Source organism: Streptomyces thermocarboxydovorans (assembly GCF_039524635.1).
Taxonomy (GTDB): Bacteria; Actinomycetota; Actinomycetes; order Streptomycetales; family Streptomycetaceae; genus Streptomyces; species Streptomyces thermocarboxydovorans.
In genome coordinates this window covers 1-18,747 of sequence record NZ_BAAAGU010000083.1, presented here as the reverse complement: position 1 = coordinate 18,747, position 18,747 = coordinate 1, and the positions used below count along the sequence as shown (strand labels likewise).

13 protein-coding genes and 2 pseudogenes are annotated in these 18,747 nt (G+C 71.3%); 9 read left to right on the top strand and 6 right to left on the bottom strand.

Annotated elements, in window-relative coordinates; translation table 11 throughout:
* The 3 genes and pseudogenes from ABD198_RS28020 to ABD198_RS28005 form a co-directional block, all read right to left on the bottom strand.
* Positions 1 to 239, bottom strand: a 239-nt coding sequence (locus ABD198_RS28020; protein WP_344007064.1) for a hypothetical protein, incomplete at its 3' end; no start/stop codon positions are given.
* A gap of 90 nt (positions 240 to 329) precedes the next feature.
* Positions 330 to 892: pseudogene (locus ABD198_RS30830) on the bottom strand (helix-turn-helix domain-containing protein).
* 647 nt (positions 893 to 1,539) lie between these two features.
* Positions 1,540 to 1,710, bottom strand: a complete 171-nt coding sequence (locus ABD198_RS28005) for a helix-turn-helix domain-containing protein (RefSeq protein WP_285511820.1) — start codon at positions 1,708 to 1,710, stop codon at positions 1,540 to 1,542.
* A 669-nt stretch (positions 1,711 to 2,379) separates the two neighbouring features.
* Between ABD198_RS28005 and panD the strand changes: the two genes are divergently transcribed.
* Positions 2,380 to 2,799, top strand: a complete 420-nt coding sequence (gene panD, locus ABD198_RS28000) for an aspartate 1-decarboxylase (protein ID WP_344007061.1) — start codon at positions 2,380 to 2,382, stop codon at positions 2,797 to 2,799.
* 603 nt (positions 2,800 to 3,402) lie between these two features.
* On the opposite strand, the gene gndA is transcribed toward panD, so the two are convergent.
* On the bottom strand, positions 3,403 to 4,842 hold the full coding sequence (gene gndA / locus ABD198_RS27995) for an NADP-dependent phosphogluconate dehydrogenase (protein WP_344007059.1): 1,440 nt from the start codon (positions 4,840 to 4,842) through the stop codon (positions 3,403 to 3,405).
* A gap of 396 nt (positions 4,843 to 5,238) precedes the next feature.
* Here gndA and ABD198_RS27990 point away from each other — a divergent pair, with 396 nt between their 5' ends.
* Entirely contained in the window at positions 5,239 to 6,555 is a 1,317-nt protein-coding gene (locus ABD198_RS27990; RefSeq protein ID WP_344007057.1) for a transglycosylase family protein, read from the top strand.
* Here ABD198_RS27990 and ABD198_RS27985 read toward each other — a convergent pair.
* Positions 6,545 to 7,657 carry a DMT family transporter gene (locus ABD198_RS27985; RefSeq protein WP_344007055.1) on the bottom strand — a complete coding sequence of 371 codons (1,113 nt, stop codon included), beginning with the start codon at positions 7,655 to 7,657 and terminating at the stop codon, positions 6,545 to 6,547. The two genes, ABD198_RS27990 and ABD198_RS27985, sit on opposite strands and share 11 nt — an antisense overlap.
* Before the next feature lie 436 nt (positions 7,658 to 8,093).
* Here ABD198_RS27985 and glgA point away from each other — a divergent pair, with 436 nt between their 5' ends.
* The 7 genes and pseudogenes from glgA to ABD198_RS27950 all read left to right on the top strand — a co-directional run bounded on the left by glgA (position 8,094) and on the right by ABD198_RS27950 (position 17,985).
* Positions 8,094 to 9,245, top strand: coding sequence for a glycogen synthase (gene glgA, locus ABD198_RS27980; RefSeq protein ID WP_344007053.1), 1,152 nt, complete (start codon positions 8,094 to 8,096; stop codon positions 9,243 to 9,245).
* A gap of 51 nt (positions 9,246 to 9,296) precedes the next feature.
* Positions 9,297 to 10,517 carry a glucose-1-phosphate adenylyltransferase gene (gene glgC / locus ABD198_RS27975; protein ID WP_344007051.1) on the top strand — a complete coding sequence of 407 codons (1,221 nt, stop codon included), beginning with the start codon at positions 9,297 to 9,299 and terminating at the stop codon, positions 10,515 to 10,517.
* 199 nt (positions 10,518 to 10,716) lie between these two features.
* Complete coding sequence (locus tag ABD198_RS27970; RefSeq protein ID WP_344007049.1) at positions 10,717 to 13,332, top strand: PA14 domain-containing protein; 2,616 nt, start codon at positions 10,717 to 10,719, stop codon at positions 13,330 to 13,332.
* Positions 13,333 to 13,766: 434 nt separating this feature from the next.
* Entirely contained in the window at positions 13,767 to 15,218 is a 1,452-nt protein-coding gene (locus ABD198_RS27965) for a wax ester/triacylglycerol synthase family O-acyltransferase (RefSeq protein WP_344007047.1), read from the top strand.
* Positions 15,219 to 15,319: 101 nt separating this feature from the next.
* Complete coding sequence (locus ABD198_RS27960; RefSeq protein WP_344007045.1) at positions 15,320 to 16,813, top strand: SDR family NAD(P)-dependent oxidoreductase; 1,494 nt, start codon at positions 15,320 to 15,322, stop codon at positions 16,811 to 16,813.
* A 464-nt stretch (positions 16,814 to 17,277) separates the two neighbouring features.
* Positions 17,278 to 17,451, top strand: coding sequence for a hypothetical protein (locus tag ABD198_RS27955; RefSeq protein ID WP_167990066.1), 174 nt, complete (start codon positions 17,278 to 17,280; stop codon positions 17,449 to 17,451).
* Between the two features lie 54 nt (positions 17,452 to 17,505).
* Positions 17,506 to 17,985 (top strand): annotated as a pseudogene (locus ABD198_RS27950) (GNAT family N-acetyltransferase).
* 63 nt (positions 17,986 to 18,048) lie between these two features.
* Here the strand turns inward: ABD198_RS27950 and ABD198_RS27945 are convergent.
* Positions 18,049 to 18,474, bottom strand: coding sequence for a VOC family protein (locus tag ABD198_RS27945; protein ID WP_344007041.1), 426 nt, complete (start codon positions 18,472 to 18,474; stop codon positions 18,049 to 18,051).
* Positions 18,475 to 18,747: the final 273 nt, after the last annotated feature.

Sequence of the window (18,747 nt, the reverse complement as noted above, 5' to 3'; positions counted from 1 at the left end):
CGCCACCTCCTACGAAGCAGCGGTCTCGCTCGCGTCATTCCTACTCTGGGCAAGATCCGTTTGAAGACGGACCCTAGCACCTCTTGGTCCCAGAGTTCGGATTGCACCGTTCGGTGAAGGATTAGTTCCGTCACGCTGTCGAGGAGTATGAACGCCAGTCGCAGGTGGGCCATGCGCCCTTTCTCGATCATGCCCTTGGCTTCTTCGAGCTGCACGACAATCAGCTCCAACTGCTGCACGACGCCCCTCCTTTACGCAGCCTGATCATCTCTTCCGCATCATCTCTGGCTGGCAGTGGCGGGGCACGCGACTTTGTCGACTCGGTGCCGCTACTGACTTTGTCGCCGTGATGTCGTGAAGGTGAGTCCGGTTTCGGCGAGGCATCCGTCGATGAGGTTGCTGCGGTACTGGATCTGGCGGAGACCGTGTCGGAGCGTGCTGATGAGGTGGTCGGGGTCGGTGAAGGCGGTGTTGACCTGGCTGCCGCGTCGCAGCAGGGACCAGATGCCCTCGACGGGGTTGAGGTCGGGTGCGTAGGCCGGCAGGAAGTAGCAGGTGATCCAGTCGTGGGTGTCTTGATCCGCGCCAGCGTCCACGTCTGGTCCGGCCAGCCGTGCGCGAGTGGCCCCGTGGCCAGCTCCTGCTCGAGCACGCAGAACAGGGCCTCACTGAGCTTGGGCCGTGACACCGGCCCGGCAGAGCTCAGCCCCTCAGCGCCGACGTCGTGCCAGGCTCGGCGCCAGCGCTGCACCGAGCGCACACTCACCCGTAAGTCCTTGGCGACCTCGGCGTTGGAGGCGCCCGCAGCGAATCGCTCCGCGGCCTCCAGCCGGATCCGCTCGCGAAACGCCTGCCGTTCAGGCGTCAGCCCACCACCCTGCGGATATCTCACACAACCGGCATACCGCGACGATCACACATCGTCAGCCCCCAACGACATCACGCCGCAAAGCTCAGTAACGGGGGCCGTGGCGTCGAGGCCAAGTGTCGGTGTGGCTGCCAGCGGTATCGGCTGGGCGGCTCCAGGGTCCGTCTGGAGGCCGAGTCCCCCGTGCTAGATGTCGACCTGCTGGCGCCGGAGCGGATGTTGCGAATCGCGGCCTGGATGTAGACGTCCGGCGCTAGTGATGGCCGAGCTTCCTGCGGCGGCTGGGCGAGGTTGACCGCTCAGTGGCGTTGGGGGCGTGACGCGCATGCTGGCGGGCCGCTTGGCATCAGGGACTCGGTGAAGTCGTGGACGTTCTCGGGTCCCGGCGCCTCCGGCGCCGCTCGCCGCACGGTTTCGCCACCCGTGGCGTCAAGGCGAGCACCCTCGTGGACCCCAGGGTGCCCGCCTTAGTCACGTAGATCAGGAAATCGAGAACGGGCCCTTGCCGGTGCCCCCTGGGGGCACCATCGGAGTCACGAGGTGACCTAGGTCTCACTCCCTAGGGCAATGGGGACTGCGGCCGATGCGGCAGCGGAAACGCAGACACCAGCCCGCAGGCCAGCGCGGTGCAGCGCAGCCGAGTGGTGTCGCGTGCATGGATGCGCATCCTTCTAATGGATCTTCTGCTGCTCCAACCACTTGAAGATGTCGGACCTCTTGTAGAGGACCTTCGCGTTTCTCCCTCGGCCGAGCTTGTAGCCCCTCAAGCCCAGCTTCGATGCCTCCCTGTAGACCCAGCTTGTCGACATGTTGAGCATCGCGGCGACCTCGGCAGTGTCCATGAGGACCGGCTCGACGCTACGGCGCCGGCGTGGCGAGTCGAAATCGGTGCGCGACTCGTCGGGGTGCGACTGCGGTTGCGCCGGCAAGATGGCTCCCTAAAGGCTGGCCTGAGCCTGATCGCGGCGTCGGCTCGCGCTATTGCTCTGGCTGAATCTCGAACGTTCGTTGCACCCGGCCTGTGCCACCGACAAGCGCCACCGGACGAGCTATTCCATGGTCACGAGAATCGCCGGTTTGGGTAACCGGCGATTCGCTGCTATGTTGCCGCGCCCGTTCAGTACTCGGGATCTTTGGTGAACCTTGGCTGCCTGCATCTGCGGGGCGGTATGGAGGCGCTCGGGCCAGTTGCACCACGGCGGTGCGTGGGCCGCTCCGCCATGAGCGCCGCCACCTCTGCCTACCCTCCAGACCGCCCGAGTGACGGTCATCACGGATGCCCCTGAGAGGGTGCTGCGTAGGCTTGTGTCGTCGCCGCGGTGGGGGACGGGAGAGCGGGCGGAACCCTTCTCCAGTCGCCTGACGGTGCGTCAGGAAAGTCAGCAAGTGGTCAGCATGAGTCCTGAAAAACCTGGGGAAAGCTGCCCGAACGTGCGACTCGTTGTAGGGTGTGGAAATAGCCCTTGACCTGCAAAAACGCAGGCAGGGAGCCTACTTGTGGGAGTGCCCCAATGTTGCGTACTATGTTCAAGTCCAAGATCCACCGCGCCACCGTCACCCAGGCCGACCTGCACTACGTGGGATCCGTGACGATCGACGCCGATCTGCTCGACGCCGCCGACCTGCTGCCCGGCGAGCTCGTCCACATCGTGGACATCACCAACGGCGCCCGGCTGGAGACGTACGTCATCGAGGGCGAGCGCGGCTCCGGCGTCATCGGCATCAACGGTGCCGCCGCCCATCTCGTCCACCCCGGCGACCTGGTCATCATCATCAGCTACGCCCAGGTCAGCGACGCCGAGGCCCGGGAGATGAAGCCCCGGGTGGTGCATGTGGACGCGGACAACCGGATCGTGGCTCTCGGAGCCGACGCCGCCGAGCCGGTGCCCGGTTCGGACCAGCTGCGCAGCCCGCAGGCCGTGACCGCCTGACCGGCGGACGCGAGCCCGGCCCCGCGGACCGACCCGGCGGACGCGAGCGTGATCCGGCAGACCGGATCGCACAGCCGGTGACCGGCACCGGGGCCGGGGTGCAGCGCCACCTGGGCCCGTAATGTCCCGCGACGGGGTGACTGAGGAATCCGGCGTCGGGTAGGCGGGGGATGAGTCCAGAGCCGTAGTCGAGCGACTGGCCGGAGGACATCCGTCATGACAGAGCCGTACCCGGACCCCGTCCCTCCCGGACCCACGCCGGGCCCCGAGCCCTCGCACCCCCAGCCCCATCCGGTCCCACCGCCGGAACCGCCCCCCGGCCCCGAGCCGGGCCCGGCACCCACGCCGCCCCCGCCGACGCCTCCGCCCCCCTCTCCGGGGCCGCCGCCCGAGCCCTCACCGTCCCCGATCCCTCCGGGACCCGAGCCCGTACCGAACCCGGAACCGGGCCCGCCCCTGACCTGAGCGCAGGGGCCGCCGGGCGGGGCGATGCCGCCCATCAGGACAACGCGAGGGGCGGTGGATCCCGGACCTCCGTTCCCCGGGGAATCCCGGGAAGACCGGAGTCGCGGGACCCACCGCCCCTTCGCGCGTCAGGCGCCGCTACGCCGACACCTCCGAACGGTCACCGCCCCACAGCGTGTGGAACGACCCCTCGCGGTCGGTCCGCCGGTAGGTGTGCGCCCCGAAGTAGTCCCGCTGGCCCTGGGTGAGCGCCGCGGGCAGCCGCTCGGCGCGCAGGGCGTCGTAGTAGGCGAGCGCGGCGGCGAAGCCGGGGGTCGGCACGCCGTTGCGGACCGCGGCGATCAGCACCTCGCGCCAGTCGTCCTGCGCCTCGGCGATCTCCCGCCCGAACGTCTCGTCGGACAGCAGGCTCGGCAGGTCGGGCCGGGCGTCGTACGCGGCGCGGATCCGGTCCAGGAAGGCCGCCCGGATGATGCAGCCGCCGCGCCAGATGGAGGCGACCGCGCCGAGGTCGATGTCCCAGCCGTACTCCTCGCTGCCCGCGGCGATCTCGTGGAACCCCTGGGTGTAGGAGACGATCTTCGAGGCGTAGAGCGCCTGCTCGACCCGGTCGGCGAAGGCCGCCGCCTCCGACTCGCTCATCGGCTTGGCCTTCGGGCCCGCCAGCCCGCGGGACGCCTCGCGCAGCGCCGCGTGACCCGAGAGCGAGCGGGCGAAGACCGCCTCCGCGATGCCGGAGACCGGCACACCCAGGTCGAGGGCGATCTGCACGGTCCAGCGGCCGGTGCCCTTCTGCTCGGCCTGGTCCACCACCACGTCCACGAACGGCTTGCCCGTCGCCGCGTCCACGTGCGACAGCACCTCGGCCGTGATCTCGATGAGGTAGGAGTCCAGGCGGCCGGTGTTCCAGGTCCGGAAGATGTCCGCGATCTGCGCGGGGGAGTAGCCGGCCACGTCGTGCAGCAGCTGGTACGCCTCACCGATCAGCTGCATGTCGGCGTACTCGATGCCGTTGTGCACCATCTTCACGAAGTGCCCGGCGCCGTCCGGGCCGACGTGCGTGACGCAGGGCGATCCGTCGGCGGCCTTCGCGGAGATCTTCTCCAGCATCGGGCCGAGCGACTCGTACGACTCCTTCGAGCCGCCCGGCATGATGCTCGGGCCGTTGAGCGCGCCCTCCTCGCCGCCGGAGATGCCGGTGCCGACGAAGTGGATGCCCTTCTCGCGCAGCTCGCGCTCGCGGCGCCGGGTGTCCGCGAAGTGCGCGTTGCCGCCGTCGATGATCATGTCGCCGGGCTCCAGCAGCGGGGCGAACTCCTCGATCACCGCGTCCGTGGGCTCACCCGCCTTCACCATGACGACCAGCCGCCGGGGCCGCTCCAGCGCCGCCACGAACTCCTTGGCCGTCTCCGCGGCGATGAACTTGCCTTCGTGGCCGAACTCCTCCACCAGCGCATACGTCCGCGCCACCGTGCGGTTGTGCACCGCGACCGTGTAGCCGTTGCGGGCGAAATTGCGCGCGAGGTTGCGGCCCATGACCGCGAGACCCGTGACGCCGATCTGCGCTGAACTGCTCATAGGGTTGGCTCCTAGTGCCCTCGGTATCGGTGCTGCCGGTGGTGCCCGTCAGTCCTGCCTCGACCATCCTGACGTGCCGTACCGGCGGGCGCACGCGCGGGCCGGCGGACCCGCGGGCGCCGCCGTACGGCTCCGCGCAGGCACATACGGGCCGCACCCCCCTTCGCACTCATCGGGTGCGTGCGTCCGTCTCATCGGGTGCGTGCGTCCGTGCGTCCGTGCGCCCGCGGCACGTCGCACCCGCCCGCGCGTGCGAGACCCGGCTCGCAACTCGGGGCGCAACGGGCGAAAAAGACCGGCCACTTGGCGCATCCGCGCGACCGATAGGCGTCTTGTGGCGGCCTGTTCGCAGCGCTTACTTTTGCCCCTCCTGACGCATTGTCGATGGGGGGCACCATGGCCGTGCGCGGTCGGCACCGCCGGTATCAGCCGAACAGGATCAACCGGGCCTCGCTCACCGTGACCGCCGGCGGCGCCGGGATGGCGCTGCCGCTGACCATGAGCGGCACCGCCCAGGCCGCCGACGTGGAGACCTGGGAGAAGGTGGCGGCGTGCGAGTCCAGCAACGACTGGGACATCAACACCGGCAACGGGTTCTACGGCGGACTGCAGTTCACCCGGTCCACCTGGGAGGCGTTCGGCGGCACGCGGTACGCGCCGCGCGCCGACCTCGCCACCAAGGACCAGCAGATCGCCGTTGCCGAGAAGGCCCTGGAGGGGCAGGGTCCGGGAGCCTGGCCGGTCTGCTCGGTACGGGCGGGACTCACCCGGGGCGGCGAGGCCCCGGACATCGACGTCAAGGGCGGTGACGGCAAGACCGGCCACGGCGAACGCAAGCAGCGCGCCGACCGGTCCTCGGTCGAGGACGTCGAACCGCAGAAGACGCCGCAGTCCCGTGCCGGGCGCACCGAGATGTACACCGTGGTCACCGGCGACACGCTCTCCGGGATCGCCGCGGACGAAGGGGTGCGGGGCGGCTGGCACGGTCTGTACGAGGCCAACCGCTCGGTCATCGGTGCCGACCCCGATCTGATCATCCCCGGCCAGCGCCTCGCCCTGCCCGACGGCTCGTCCGGCACCGCGCAGCCGTCGGAGAGGGCTCCGAGGCCGAAGCCGGCTGAGCGGACCGGGAAGGCTCAGAAGCAGGGCGAGAAGCCTCAGAAGAAGGCTGAGCGGAAGGCCGAGGGGAAGGCTGAGCGGAAGGCCGAGGGGAAGGCTGAGCGGAAGGCCGAGGGGAAGACCGGGCGGAAGGCCGCGGCTCAGCGCACCGGCGACCGTGCCGGGCGCGGCACCGCCGCCGCCAAGAGCGGCACGCTCGTCGCCCCCGTCAGCGCCGCGCTCGGCACGCCGTACCACAAGGCGGGCTCCGCCTGGTCGAAGGGCTATCACACCGGCGTCGACTTCCCCGTGCCCACCGGCACGTCGGTGAAGTCGGTCGCCGCGGGCACCGTGGTCAGCGCGGGCTGGGAGGGCTCCTTCGGCTACCAGGTGGTGATCCGGCACCACGACGGCCGCTACAGCCAGTACGCCCACCTCTCGGCGATCTCCGTGCGCAACGGCCAGCCGGTCGGCGCCGGCCAGCGCATCGGCCGCTCGGGGTCCACGGGCAACAGCTCGGGCCCGCATCTGCACTTCGAAGTGCGGTCGGGGCCCGGTTTCGGTTCGGACATCGACCCGGTCGCCTACCTCAGGGCGGGCGGGGTCAGGATTTGACGCGCATGCGGTGCCGGCCGGCGCTGGGCACCGGGACGTACGGGCCGCCGTAGAAGGGCGCGTACGCCACCTGGGGGACCGTGACCTCGGAGTCCGTATCCGCCCCCGCCGGGACCCCGGCCGGGACCGGCACCGGCAGCGCCACGTCCGCGGGTACCTCCAGCGCGGCCAGGAGCGTTCGCGCGGGGTCGTCGGCCGGGACGGCCGCGACGGCCGAAGCCGCCGAAGCGGCCGGGACGGCGTGGGCCGTGGCCGGCGCGGCCTGCTGCTGCTCGCGCGCCAGCCGTTCCGCCGTCAGCAGGATCAGACCGCCGGCCGCCACCACACCGAAGCTCAGCGCGAGCGCGGTGCCCGTGGTGCCGTAGCGGAAGGTCTCGCCGAACATCGTGATGCCGACCGCGGCGGCGACCACCGGGTTCACCACCGTCAGCGTGGCGAGCGGGGCGGCGAGTCCGCCGCTGCGGTAGGACGCCTGGGACAGCAGCAGACCGGCCGTGGCCAGCACGCCGATCACCGCGAGCGAGGGCAGGTCGCCCACCGAGACGCCGTCGGTCCAGTCGACCGCGACGGTCTTGGTGAAGACGGAGGCCATGCCGAAGGCGACACCGGAGGCCACCGCCAGCAGGATGCTGCGCACCGCCGGGTGCCGGTGCACGGCCCGGGCGGCGACGACCAGGGTGGCGACGGCGCCGGCCGTGGTCAGGGCCACCGCGACCCGCTGACCGGTGTCCAGCGACTGTGTGGCGGGGGCGCCGACCAGCGCCAGCAGACCGGCCAGGCCCACCGTCGCCATGACGGCGCCGCGCCAGGCGGTCGCCCCGGCCCTGCGGCCGACGAACAGCGCCGCCATGGGCAGCGCGAACACGATGGTGAGGGCGCCCAGCGGCTGGACGATGCTCAGGGGCCCGTAGGCGAGCGCCACCACGTGCAGCAAGGCGCCGAGGCCGTTGAGCGCGACGGCCGCCCACCAGGCCGGGCGGCGCAGCGGTGCGTACTGCTCGCCCGGTGAGGACGCCGCGACCCGCTCCTGCACGATCGCGCCGCCGGCGTAGGCCACGGCGGACACGAACGACAGCAGCACGGACAACGCGAGGGCGCTCATCGGCTGCTCCTCTGCGGATGGCGGGGGCCGTCGGCCCGGCGCGGCGAAGGGTCGGCTTCCATGACCAACACCTTGCCGTCCCGGCTTGTTCCCGTCGTCGTCCCTGAGCACTCAATGTGTCCTACTGCCGATGGAGTACGACGGCGGCCCTGTCATCCCCAGGACGGGTGCCGGAACGTCCCCCGCCCCGGGGACGGGCCCCTAGGGGGTGTCCCCGGACGCGGGTGACGCGGGCGCGCGGCGAGGTGCCGCCCCGGCCGGCGTTCCGGGCCCCGCGCAGAGAGAGTTCCGGGGCCCGCGCACAAAGAGTTCCGGGCCCGCGCAGAACGAATTCCGGGGCGCACAGAAAGATCGGGGAGACGTCCTCCGGGGGTTCCGCAGGCGGCCGTTGTGGGTGACCATGAATGGGACGTGTGCTCAGACAGGGGGTTCGCGGGTGCGTGTGGGACTGCTGACCCGGGAGTACCCCCCGGACGTGTACGGCGGCGCGGGAGTCCATGTGGAGTTCCTCGCCCGCGAGCTGCGGCCGCTGGTGGACCTGGAGGTGCACTGCTGGGGCGAGGGCCGCGCCGACGGCGTGCTGCGCCACCGCCCCTGGTCCGCGCTCGACGGCGCCAACGACGCGCTGCGCACCTTCTCGGTGGACCTCGCCATGGCCGCCGCCCTGGAGCGCGCCGACCTCGTCCACTCCCACACCTGGTACGCCAATCTGGGCGGCCACCTCGCCAAGATGCTGTACGGCATCCCGCACGTGCTCACCGCCCACTCCCTGGAGCCGCTGCGCCCCTGGAAGGCCGAGCAGCTCGGCGGCGGCTACGCCCTGTCCGGCTGGGCCGAGCGCACCGCCGTGGAGACCGCCGACGCGGTGATCGCAGTCTCCGGGGCCATGCGCCGGGACATCCTCGGCTGCTACCCGGCCCTCGACCCGGCCCGCGTGCACATCGTGCACAACGGCATCGACACCGACCTGTACCGCCCCGACCCCGGCACCGAGGCCCTGGAGCGGATCGGCCTGGACCGCTCCCGCCCCTATGTGCTGTTCGTCGGCCGCATCACCCGGCAGAAGGGCGTGCCGCACCTGCTGCGGGCGGTGCGCGGCATCGATCCGGCCGCCCAGGTGGTGCTGTGCGCGGGAGCGCCGGACACCCCGGAGATCGACCGGGAGTTCCGCGAGCTGTACGAGGACCTCAGCCGGGTGCGCGAGGGCGTGCACTGGATCCCGCAGATGCTGCCGCGGCCCGAGGTCATCCAGCTGCTCACCCACGCCGCCGTCTTCGTCTGCCCGTCCGTCTACGAGCCGCTCGGCATCGTCAATCTGGAGGCGATGGCCTGCGGCACCCCGGTGGTGGCCTCCCGGACCGGCGGGATCCCGGAAGTCGTGGCGGACGGGGAGACCGGGGTACTGGTGGACGTGGACGACGACTTCGAGGCCGGTCTGGCGCGGGCGCTGGACTCGGTCCTCGGGGACCCGGAGGCCGCCCGGCGGATGGGCGAGGCCGGCCGGGAACGCGCGGTCGCCGAGTTCGGCTGGGACGCGGTGGCCCGCCGCACCGTCCGGCTGTACGAGGAGATCCGCAAACAGGCTTAGCCGTCCCTGCCACGGGCAGGGATGGGAGATCTCGGCGTGAGGGGAGCGGCCATGCGTCGTGGTGGACCTTCGGTCCTGGGAATCGTGCTCGCGGGCGGCGAGGGCAAGCGTCTGATGCCACTCACCGCGGACCGCGCCAAACCGGCGGTCACATTCGGCGGCACCTACCGGCTGGTCGACTTCGTGCTGTCCAACCTGGTCAACGGCGACATCCTGCGCATCTGCGTGCTCACGCAGTACAAGTCGCACTCCCTGGACCGGCACATCACCACCACCTGGCGGATGTCCAGTCTGCTCGGCAACTACGTCACCCCGGTGCCCGCGCAGCAGCGGCTCGGCCCGCGCTGGTACCTGGGCAGCGCGGACGCCATCCTGCAGTCGCTGAACCTGATCTACGACGAGCGGCCGGAGTACGTGGCGGTGTTCGGCGCCGACCACGTCTACCGCATGGACCCGCGCCAGATGCTCGCCCAGCACATCGAGAGCGGCGCCGGTGTCACGGTCGCCGGGATCCGGGTGCCGCGCACGGAGTCCTCCGCGTTCGGTGTGATCACCCCGGGCTCCGACGGGCAGACCGTGCAGCGCTTCCTGGAGAAGCCGGCCGACCCGCCGGGGCTGGCCGACGACCCCGACCGCGTGTTCGCCTCCATGGGCAACTACATCTTCACCACCAAGGCCCTGATCGAGGCGCTGCAGCGGGACGCCGAGGACGAGAACTCGGTGCACGACATGGGCGGATCGATCCTGCCCCAGCTCACCGAGCGCGGTGAGGCCGCGCTGTACGACTTCAGCACCAACCACGTGCCCGGCGAGACCAGCCGCGACCAGGGCTACTGGCGGGACGTGGGCACCCTGGACGCGTACTACGAGGCGCACATGGACCTGATCGCCGAGCGCCCCGCGTTCAACCTCTACAACCGCCAGTGGCCCATCTACACCCACTCCGGCCAGCTCTCGCCCGCCCGGTTCAACGCGGGCGGTATCGCCAGTGAGTCCATCATCAGCGCGGGCTGTCTGATCCGCGGCCAGGTGACCCGGTCGGTGCTCTCGCCGGGGGTCTTGGTCGATCCCGGTGCGGTGGTGCAGGGCTCGGTGCTGCACGACAACGTGCACATCGGGCGCGGCGCGGTGGTGCGCGGCGCGGTGCTGGACAAGAACGTCGAGGTGCCGCCCGGCGCGACGATCGGCGTCAACCCCGAGCGGGACGCCGAGCTGTACACGGTGTCCAAGGGCGGCGTGATCGTCCTCGGCAAGGGCCAGCAGGTGCAGTAGTCCGGAGCGCCAGAGGGGCCCCGGTTGGTCGTGGGACCACCGGGGCCCTTGTCATGTCCCTGGACGGATGGCGGAATCCGTGCTGTTATGCCAAGTACTGTTCGTGACAACGTTGTGCGGGCAACTACTTCACACACAATAGAACATCGCACGTACATCAGTAGCGAGAGCCGTCACCTTCCTCACCCACGGAGGATCCGTGCGCACCAGACGACTCAGAGACCGATTCGCGCTCCTGCTGGCCGCCGCGCTCGGCGTCGCGGGACTCACCGCCACCGGACCGGCCGCCACCGCGGCGGAGGAGGACCCGGTGGACATACGCGGGCTGAAGGGCGAGTACTACACCCACTCCGCGCCCGGCGCCTTCGACTTCCACGAGCTCAAGGCCACCGCCTTCGACCCCCACCTCGACTTCGACAATCTCGAGCCCCGGCTGAACTTCACCACCGGCCGCTCGGACGACGTCAGCGTCCGCTGGACCGGCAAGATCGTGCCGGAGAAGACCGGCCCCCACACCTTCTCGGTCATCGCCGACAACGGGTTCCGCCTGTGGATCGACGGCAAGCTCGCCATCGACCACTGGGTCGACGACTGGGACCGCGAACAGACCGCCGAGCCGATCGGCCTGACCGCCGGCCGCGCCTACGACATCAAGGTCGAGTACTTCGAGCACTACGGCGGCTCCAACTTCCATCTGCGCTGGACCGAGCCCGGCGGCAGCAAGGAGCCGGTGCCCCAGTCGGCGTTCCGCCTCCCGGACGGCTTCGACTACGACGGCGCCCTCGCCGCCACCGTCCTCGCCTCCGGCCGCACCCTCAAGCTCGACTTCCCGCAGCCGCTCGCCGCGCCCCCGGCCGGCTTCACCGGCCATCTGAACGCGGTCATCGGCGGCGCCAAGTGGCCGCTGAAGTCCGCCGCGCCGGACCCCGCCGACCCCAGGGCCCTGCTCGTCACCCTCGGCGAGCCGGTCGTCGGCAACAAGACCGGCACCGCCCGCGGCACCGCCGACATCCGCTACGACGGCAAGGGCGGCCTGACGGCGGCCGACGGCGACCCGGTCGGCGCCTTCCTCAGCAGCGGCCCCAACCGCTCCACCTACGAGCTGCGCACCAAGTGGGCCGACGAGGTGGGCCCGGACAACGCCCACCCCGAGTACCCGCGCCCCCAGCTCACCCGTGACCAGTGGGCCAACCTCAACGGCCGCTGGCAGTTCGCCGCCGCCGGGGAGGGCGAGCAGCCGCCCTTCGGGAAGACGCTCAAGGAGCGCATCCTGGTCCCGTTCCCGGTGGAGTCCCAGCTCTCCGGGATCCAGCGGCACGAGGACCGCATGTGGTACCGGCGGACCTTCACCGTCCCGCGCGACTGGCACATCGGGTCCGGCAAGCGGCTGCGGCTGAACTTCCAGGCGGTCGACTGGCGGGCCGAGGTGTACGTCAACGGAACCAAGGTGGCCGAGCACGAGGGCGGCTACGACAAGTTCAGCGCCGACATCACCGACGCGCTCAAGCCCGGCCGCACCCAGGAGCTCGTCGTCGGCGTCTACGACCCCACCGACTCGGCGAACGGCGAGAACCCGCCGGTCGGCAAGCAGCGCCTCGACCCGAGCGGCATCTGGTACACGCCCAGCTCCGGTATCTGGCAGACCGTCTGGATGGAGCCGGTCGCCCGCGACCACGTCGACTCGCTGGCGCTCATCCCGGACGTGGACAAGGAGCGGCTCTCCGTTCAGGCGCGCGGCGTCCGCGACGGGCTGCCGATCCGGGCGACCGCGTATGCGGGCAAGCGCCAGGTCGCCACGGCGACCGGCCGGACCGGTGAGCCGCTGACCCTGCGCATCCGCAACCCCCGCCTGTGGTCGCCCGACGACCCGTTCCTGTACCGGCTGAAGGTGACCGTCGGCTCCGACCGCGTCGGCAGCTACTTCGGGATGCGCTCCATCGCCGTGGAGAAGATCGACGGCGTGCCCCGCACCGTCCTCAACGGCAAGCCCGTCTTCCTCATGGCCACCCTCGACCAGGGCTTCTGGCCCGACGGTCTGCACACCGCGCCCACCGACGAGGCCCTCGCCTTCGACCTGCGCAAGCACAAGGAGCTCGGCTTCAACTCCGTGCGCAAGCACATCAAGGTCGAGCCCGACCGCTGGTTCTACTGGGCGGACAGGCTGGGCCTGCTGGTGTGGCAGGACATGCCGTCGATGACCGCCGGGGTGAACCCGGACGCCGACTCGCGCGCCCGTTTCGAACGCGAGATGAAGCAGATGATCGACGAGCACATCAGCAGCCCGTCCGTCGTCATGTGGGTCACCTTCAACGAGGGCTGGGGCCAGTACGACGTCGGCCGCATCGCCGAGCAGGCCAAGGCCTGGGACCCCACCCGCCTGGTCAACAACCAGTCGGGGCTCAACCTCGGCGCCGACGGCAACGCCGGCGACATCATGGACGAGCACGGCTACCCGAGCCCGGCCCTGCCGCCGCGGCCGGACGGCCGGCGCGCCCTGGTCAGCGGCGAGTACGGCGGCCTCGGGCTCGCGGTGCCCGGACACGCCTGGTCGGTGCAGCAGTCGTACATCGACGTCGACCCCGCGACCTACACCGACGACTACCTGGCCAAGCTCGACGAGGTACGCGCCCTGGTCTGCAAGGGCGGCAACGGCGCCGTCTACACCCAGATCTCGGACGTGGAGGGCGAGCTCAACGGGCTGCTCACCTACGACCGACGGGTGATGAAGCCGGACGTCCCCCGGGTCAGGGCGGCCCACGAGGCGCTGACCCGGGACGCCTCCCGGGCACAGCCCGCGGGCTGCCCCGCCGAGTGACGCATCCTCAGCGGCCGGGCCCCCTGGCGGGTGCCGCCCGTCCGGGTGGCGTCGGTCACCCCCAGGGCCTGTCTTTCGGATCTTGTCGCTTCCGGTGCGGTGCCCTTTCAGCCGGTCCGAGCGGGGTCCGGTGCGTGCAGCTGCAAGGCGGAGGAGGGTTGCCGATGCGGAGCATCGGCAACCGACGACAACGCCGCAGATGTGCGTGCCGGACCCCGCGACCCGCGGCAAGGTCCGAAAGACAGGCCCACCTAGCGATGCCCGGCTGTGCCCCACTGACCACATCCGGCCCACACGTCCCGCCCCTTCCGCCTCGCCGGCGGAAGGGGCGAAGACGTAATGTGCTGTTAACTATGCGTAGCGAGATCGTACTTGACCGTAATCGGCCGGGGGCGATTGACTGCTGATCCAACCCGACGTCGATGCGAGGCAATGTGAACGCAGATCTGCTGGCTCCACTCGACCTGGCGTTCTGGAACATCGAGTCCGCCGACCATCCGATGCATCTGGCCGCCCTCGGCGTCTTCTCCGCCCACTCTCCGGCCGCGGGCGCCCACGCCGCCGATCTGCTCGCCTCCCGCGCCGCCGCCGTCCCCGGACTGCGCATGCGCATCCGCGATGTGTGGCAGCCGCTGCCGCTGCGGGAGTCGCTGCCCGCCCTGCGGCGCTCCTGGAACGCCCTCGGCGAACCGCTCACCTCCGCGCTGGGCCGGCCCCTCGCCGGGGCGCTGCGCCGGCCGCTGGCTTCCGCGCTGCGCCGCCCGCTCGCCTTCGGCGGCGCCGCCCGCGAGACCGACCCGGACTTCGACCCCCTCAACCACATCCGGCTGCACGCCCCGGCCGCCGACTTCCACGCCGCGGCCGGCCGGCTGATGGAGCGCCCGCTGGACCGCACCCGGCCGCCCTGGGAGGCGCACGTCCTGCCGGGGGAGGACGGGGTGTCCTTCGCCGTGCTGTTCAAGTTCCACCACGCCCTCGCCGACGGGCTGCGCGCGCTCACCCTCGCCGCCGCGCTGATGGACCCCATGGACCTGCCCGCCGCCCGGCCCCGCCCCGCCGAGGAGCCGGCCGGGCTGCTGCCGGACGTGCGCAAGGTGCCCGAACTGGTCCGCGGCGCCCTGTCCGAGGTGGGCCGGGCCCTGGACATCGGTGCCTCCGTCGCCCGCTCCACCCTCGATGTGCGCACCTCGCCCGCGCTGGCCTGCGAACCCAGCGGCACCCGCCGCACCGCGGGCGTGGTCGCCGACCTCGACGACGTGCACCGCATCCGCAAGAGCGTCGGCGGGACCGTCAACGACGTGCTGATCGCGGTCGTCGCCGGCGCCCTGCGCAGCTGGCTCGACGAACGCGGCGACGGCAGCGAGGGAGTGGCCCCGCGCGCCCTCATCCCCGTCTCCCGGCGCCGCCCGCGCACCGCCCATCCGCAGGGCAACCGGCTCTCCGGCTACCTGATACGGCTCCCCGTCGACCAGCGCGACCCGGTCGCCCGCCTCAAGCTGGTGCGCGCCGCCATGGACCGCAACAAGGACGCGGGACCCGAGCGCGGCGCCGGCGCGGTCGCCCTGCTCGCCGACCACGTGCCGCCGCTCGGCCACCGGCTGGGCGGGCCGATCGTGGGGCAGGCGGCCCGGCTCTGGTTCGACGTGCTGGTCACCAGCGTGCCGCTGCCCGGCTTCGGACTGCGGCTCGGCGGCAACCCGCTCGGCGCGGTCTTCCCGCTCGCCCCGCTGGCCCCCGGCCATTCGCTCGCGGTGGCGATCTCCACCTACCGGGGCCGGGTCCACTACGGACTGGTCGCCGACGGCGCCGCCGTGCCCGACCTGGACCGGCTGGCCCGGGCGGTGTCCGAGGAGGTGGAGACGCTGATCGCCGCCTGCGCGCCCTGACCGTCCGGGTTTGGTGCTGCGGCCCGGCGCTCCGTACACTTCCCCGTTCGAAAGCGGGCGCGAACGGAGCGCCGCCAGGGCAGAGCGGGACGGCAGCGGCGATGACGGTGACACAGGACGGCTCCGGGTCCACGGACGACGTGGAGTACGGGCCCGGCATCGACCCGGAGCGGCTCGCCGTCTGCCTCAGCGTCCTGGAGGAGCTGGACAAGCTCGAGATCGACCACCCGGACGCGATCAAGGTCCGCCGGGCCACCTCGCACATCTACCGCACGGTCAAGCAGCGCCGCCGCCAGGAGCGCCGGGCCGCCAAGACCGCTCACGACCGGGCCGTCACCGAGGCCACCGCCACCGGCTCCGCCCAGCGCATCGACGACGAGACCGAGGGCCTGCTGCCGTCCTCCCGCGTCGAGCCCGGCAGGATCGCGGGCATACTCCAGCGCCCCCGCTCCTGCTACGTCTGCAAGACCCGCTACGTCGAGGTCGACTACTTCTACCACCAGCTCTGCCCGGCCTGCGCCGCCGAGAACCGGGCCCGCCGGGAGGCCCGCACCGACCTCGCGGGACGGCGCGCGCTGCTCACCGGCGGCCGGGCCAAGATCGGCATGTACATCGCGCTGCGCCTGCTGCGCGACGGCGCCCACACCACGATCACCACCCGCTTCCCCAAGGACGCCATCCGCCGCTTCAAGGCCATGGACGACTCCGCGGAGTGGATCCACCGCCTGGAGGTCGTCGGCATCGACCTGCGCGACCCGGCGCAGGCCGTGGCCCTGGCCGAACGGGTCGCCGAGCAGGGCCCGCTGGACATCCTGATCAACAACGCCACCCAGACCGTGCGCCGGCTGCCCTCCGCCTACGCCGCGCTCGTCGAGGGCGAGAACGCGCCGCTGCCCGCCGGTGAGCTGCCCGCCCACCACGTGATCGGCGCCTTCAACTCCGGTGCGGTGGACGGGCTGGCCGCCCTGCCCGCCGGAGTGAGCGGGCTGGACGCCCAGCAGGTGGCCGACCTCGCCCTGGTCGCGGGCAACGCCAGCCTGGTGAAGCACCAGGACGGCACCGCCATCGACGCGGGCGGACTGGTACCCGACGTGGTGGACACCAACACCTGGGTGCAGACCATCGACCAGATCTCCCCGGTGGAGCTGCTGGAGACCCAGCTGTGCAACTACACGGCACCGTTCATCCTGATCAGCAAGCTGCGCCCGGCGCTGGCCGAGGCCGCGGGCAAGGCCCCGTCCAACCGCGCCTACGTCGTCAACGTCTCGGCGATGGAGGGCGTGTTCTCCCGCGGCTACAAGGGCGCCGGCCATCCGAACACCAACGCGGCCAAGGCCGCCATGAACATGGTGACGCGGACCAGCGCCCAGGAGATGTTCGAGACCGACCGCATCCTGATGACCTCGGTCGACACCGGCTGGATCACCGACGAGCGGCCCCACTACGACAAGCTGCGCCTGGCCGAGGCCGGCTTCCACGCCCCGCTCGACCTGGTCGACGGCGCCGCCCGCGTCTACGACCCGATCGTGCGCGGCGAGGCGGGCGAGGACCTGTACGGCGTCTTCCTCAAGGACTACAAGCCGGGCAAGTGGTGACGCAGTTCTCCAGCTGATGCCGTTCTCCAGCTGATGCCGCTCTCCGGCTGATGCCGCTCTCCGGCTGAGGCCGGCGTCGACGCTGCGGGCCAGGCCGCCCTCTCGCACGCGCCGACACCCCTGTCCTCCGATCGAGTGATGGGGTGGAGGTGCGTTCATCAGGACATATGCGGATATTCTGGTGGGTCGAACGTAATCCGAAGCATGATTGTTACCCAGGGTTTGCAGCCCCATCGAGCGGGGGGCCGCTCATTTGGTTAATCTGAACGCCGACGGACAGCACACAGGGTTCGACCCACACCCACGGTCCGTCATGGGACAGCCGGTTCACAACGGCCTGCTCTCCTTCGAGTTACCGGCGCCACCGCGTCCGAACGGCTATCGACATACAGCCCCGGCGGACGGTGGCGCAGCAGAACCGGCGCGACACGTCCCGAGGGTGACCGACACATAAGGAGTGCGCGGTGACACCGGAGAAGAAGAATCGCGAGCAGCGCCCCAAGGAACGCCCCGAGCGTGCCGGCCGCAGGCCCGGGGAGATCGGCAGCCTGGACGTGTGGGCCCGCTCGGCCCCCATCCGGCTCGCGGGCTACGAGGACGACCTCGCCGAGCCCCACATCCTCCCCAGCGTCGACTGACCCCTCACCCCTTCGCGATCTCCCGGCGCGCCCGCGCGTGCAAGACTCACGACCATGCTGATCAGGGAAGCCACCCCCGACGACTGGCCGCGCATCTGGCCGTTCTGGCACCGCATCGTCGCCGCCGGCGAGACCTACACCTGGGACCCGGGCACCTCCGAGGAGGCCGCCCGGGCCCTGTAGACGAGCCCCCCGAAACGGGTCTACGTCGTCGAGGACGACGGGGCGGTCGTCGCCTCCGCCTACCTCACCCCCAACTACGGCGGCCCCGCCGCCCGCATCGCCAACGCAGGCTTCATGGTCGACCCTGACCGGTCGGGCCGCGGATACGGCCGCGCCCTCGCCGAGCATGTGCTCGCCGAGGCCGCCGCGGCCGGTTACCGGGGCATGGTGTTCAACGCCGTGGTGGAGACCAACCCGGCCGTGAAGCTGTGGACCTCCCTCGGCTTCGACATCATCGGCACGGTCCCCGAGGCATTCGAGCACCCCCGGCACGGGCTGGTCGGGCTGCACATCATGTACCGGCGCCTGTGAAGCACCCCGTCACCGGGCGGGGGCGTGCACGGGCCCCACGTCAGGGACGTGCCCAGTCCCAGGTCAGGGGCGTGCGTAGGGGCGGGTGATGATCTCCATGTTGTGGCCGTCCGGGTCGTCGAAGTAGGCGCCCCGGCCGCCGAAGAGGTCGTTGACCCGGCCGGGCTCGGTGTGCGAGGGGTCCGCGTAGTAGGTGACCCCGGCCGCCTCCAGCCTCGCGATCATCGCGTCGAACTGCTCCTCGGGCACCAGGAACGCGTAGTGCTGCGACTGGATCGGCTCGTCGCGCTTCTCGTAGTAGTCCAGGGTCACGCCGTTGCCCAGGTCGACGGGCAGGAAGGGCCCGAACGGGGCGCCCACCTCCAGACCCAGGATCGAGGCGAGGAACTCGGCGGACCGCCGCCGGTCCCGCGCGTAGACGGCGGTGTGGTTCAAGTGGGCCACGGTGGTGGGGAGTTCGGGCGCGGACGGGTGCTGTGCCTCGGACATGGCTGAATCCTTCTCCTGTGTGATCGTCGGGTGCCGCCCGCAACGGAAGCGCGGGGGCGGGGAACAGCGATGTACGCGGAGAGGGAAGGGCGGGGCGCGCCCCCGCCTCGGGCTCACGTCGAGGCCGGGACCGCTTTCCGTGCAAGGCCCGTCAGGGCCGACCCGGTAGTCACGCTGTCAACCCTAGGGCCTGTCATTTGGATCAGCCCGCGGGCGCGGGGTCTGGCACGCGCATCTGCGGCGTTGTCGTCGGTTGCCGATGCTCCGCATCGG

Bases quoted from the DNA above. Each gene is read 5' to 3' on its own strand.
- ABD198_RS28005 (WP_285511820.1), bottom strand. From the start codon at position 1,710: ATGGACACTGCCGAGGTCGCCGCGATGCTCAACATGTCGACAAGCTGG.
- panD (WP_344007061.1), top strand. From the start codon at position 2,380: ATGTTGCGTACTATGTTCAAGTCCAAGATCCACCGCGCCACCGTCACC.
- gndA (WP_344007059.1), bottom strand. From the start codon at position 4,842: ATGAGCAGTTCAGCGCAGATCGGCGTCACGGGTCTCGCGGTCATGGGC.
- ABD198_RS27990 (WP_344007057.1), top strand. From the start codon at position 5,239: ATGGCCGTGCGCGGTCGGCACCGCCGGTATCAGCCGAACAGGATCAAC.
- ABD198_RS27985 (WP_344007055.1), bottom strand. From the start codon at position 7,657: ATGAGCGCCCTCGCGTTGTCCGTGCTGCTGTCGTTCGTGTCCGCCGTG.
- glgC (WP_344007051.1), top strand. From the start codon at position 9,297: ATGCGTCGTGGTGGACCTTCGGTCCTGGGAATCGTGCTCGCGGGCGGC.
- ABD198_RS27960 (WP_344007045.1), top strand. From the start codon at position 15,320: ATGACGGTGACACAGGACGGCTCCGGGTCCACGGACGACGTGGAGTAC.
- ABD198_RS27945 (WP_344007041.1), bottom strand. From the start codon at position 18,474: ATGTCCGAGGCACAGCACCCGTCCGCGCCCGAACTCCCCACCACCGTG.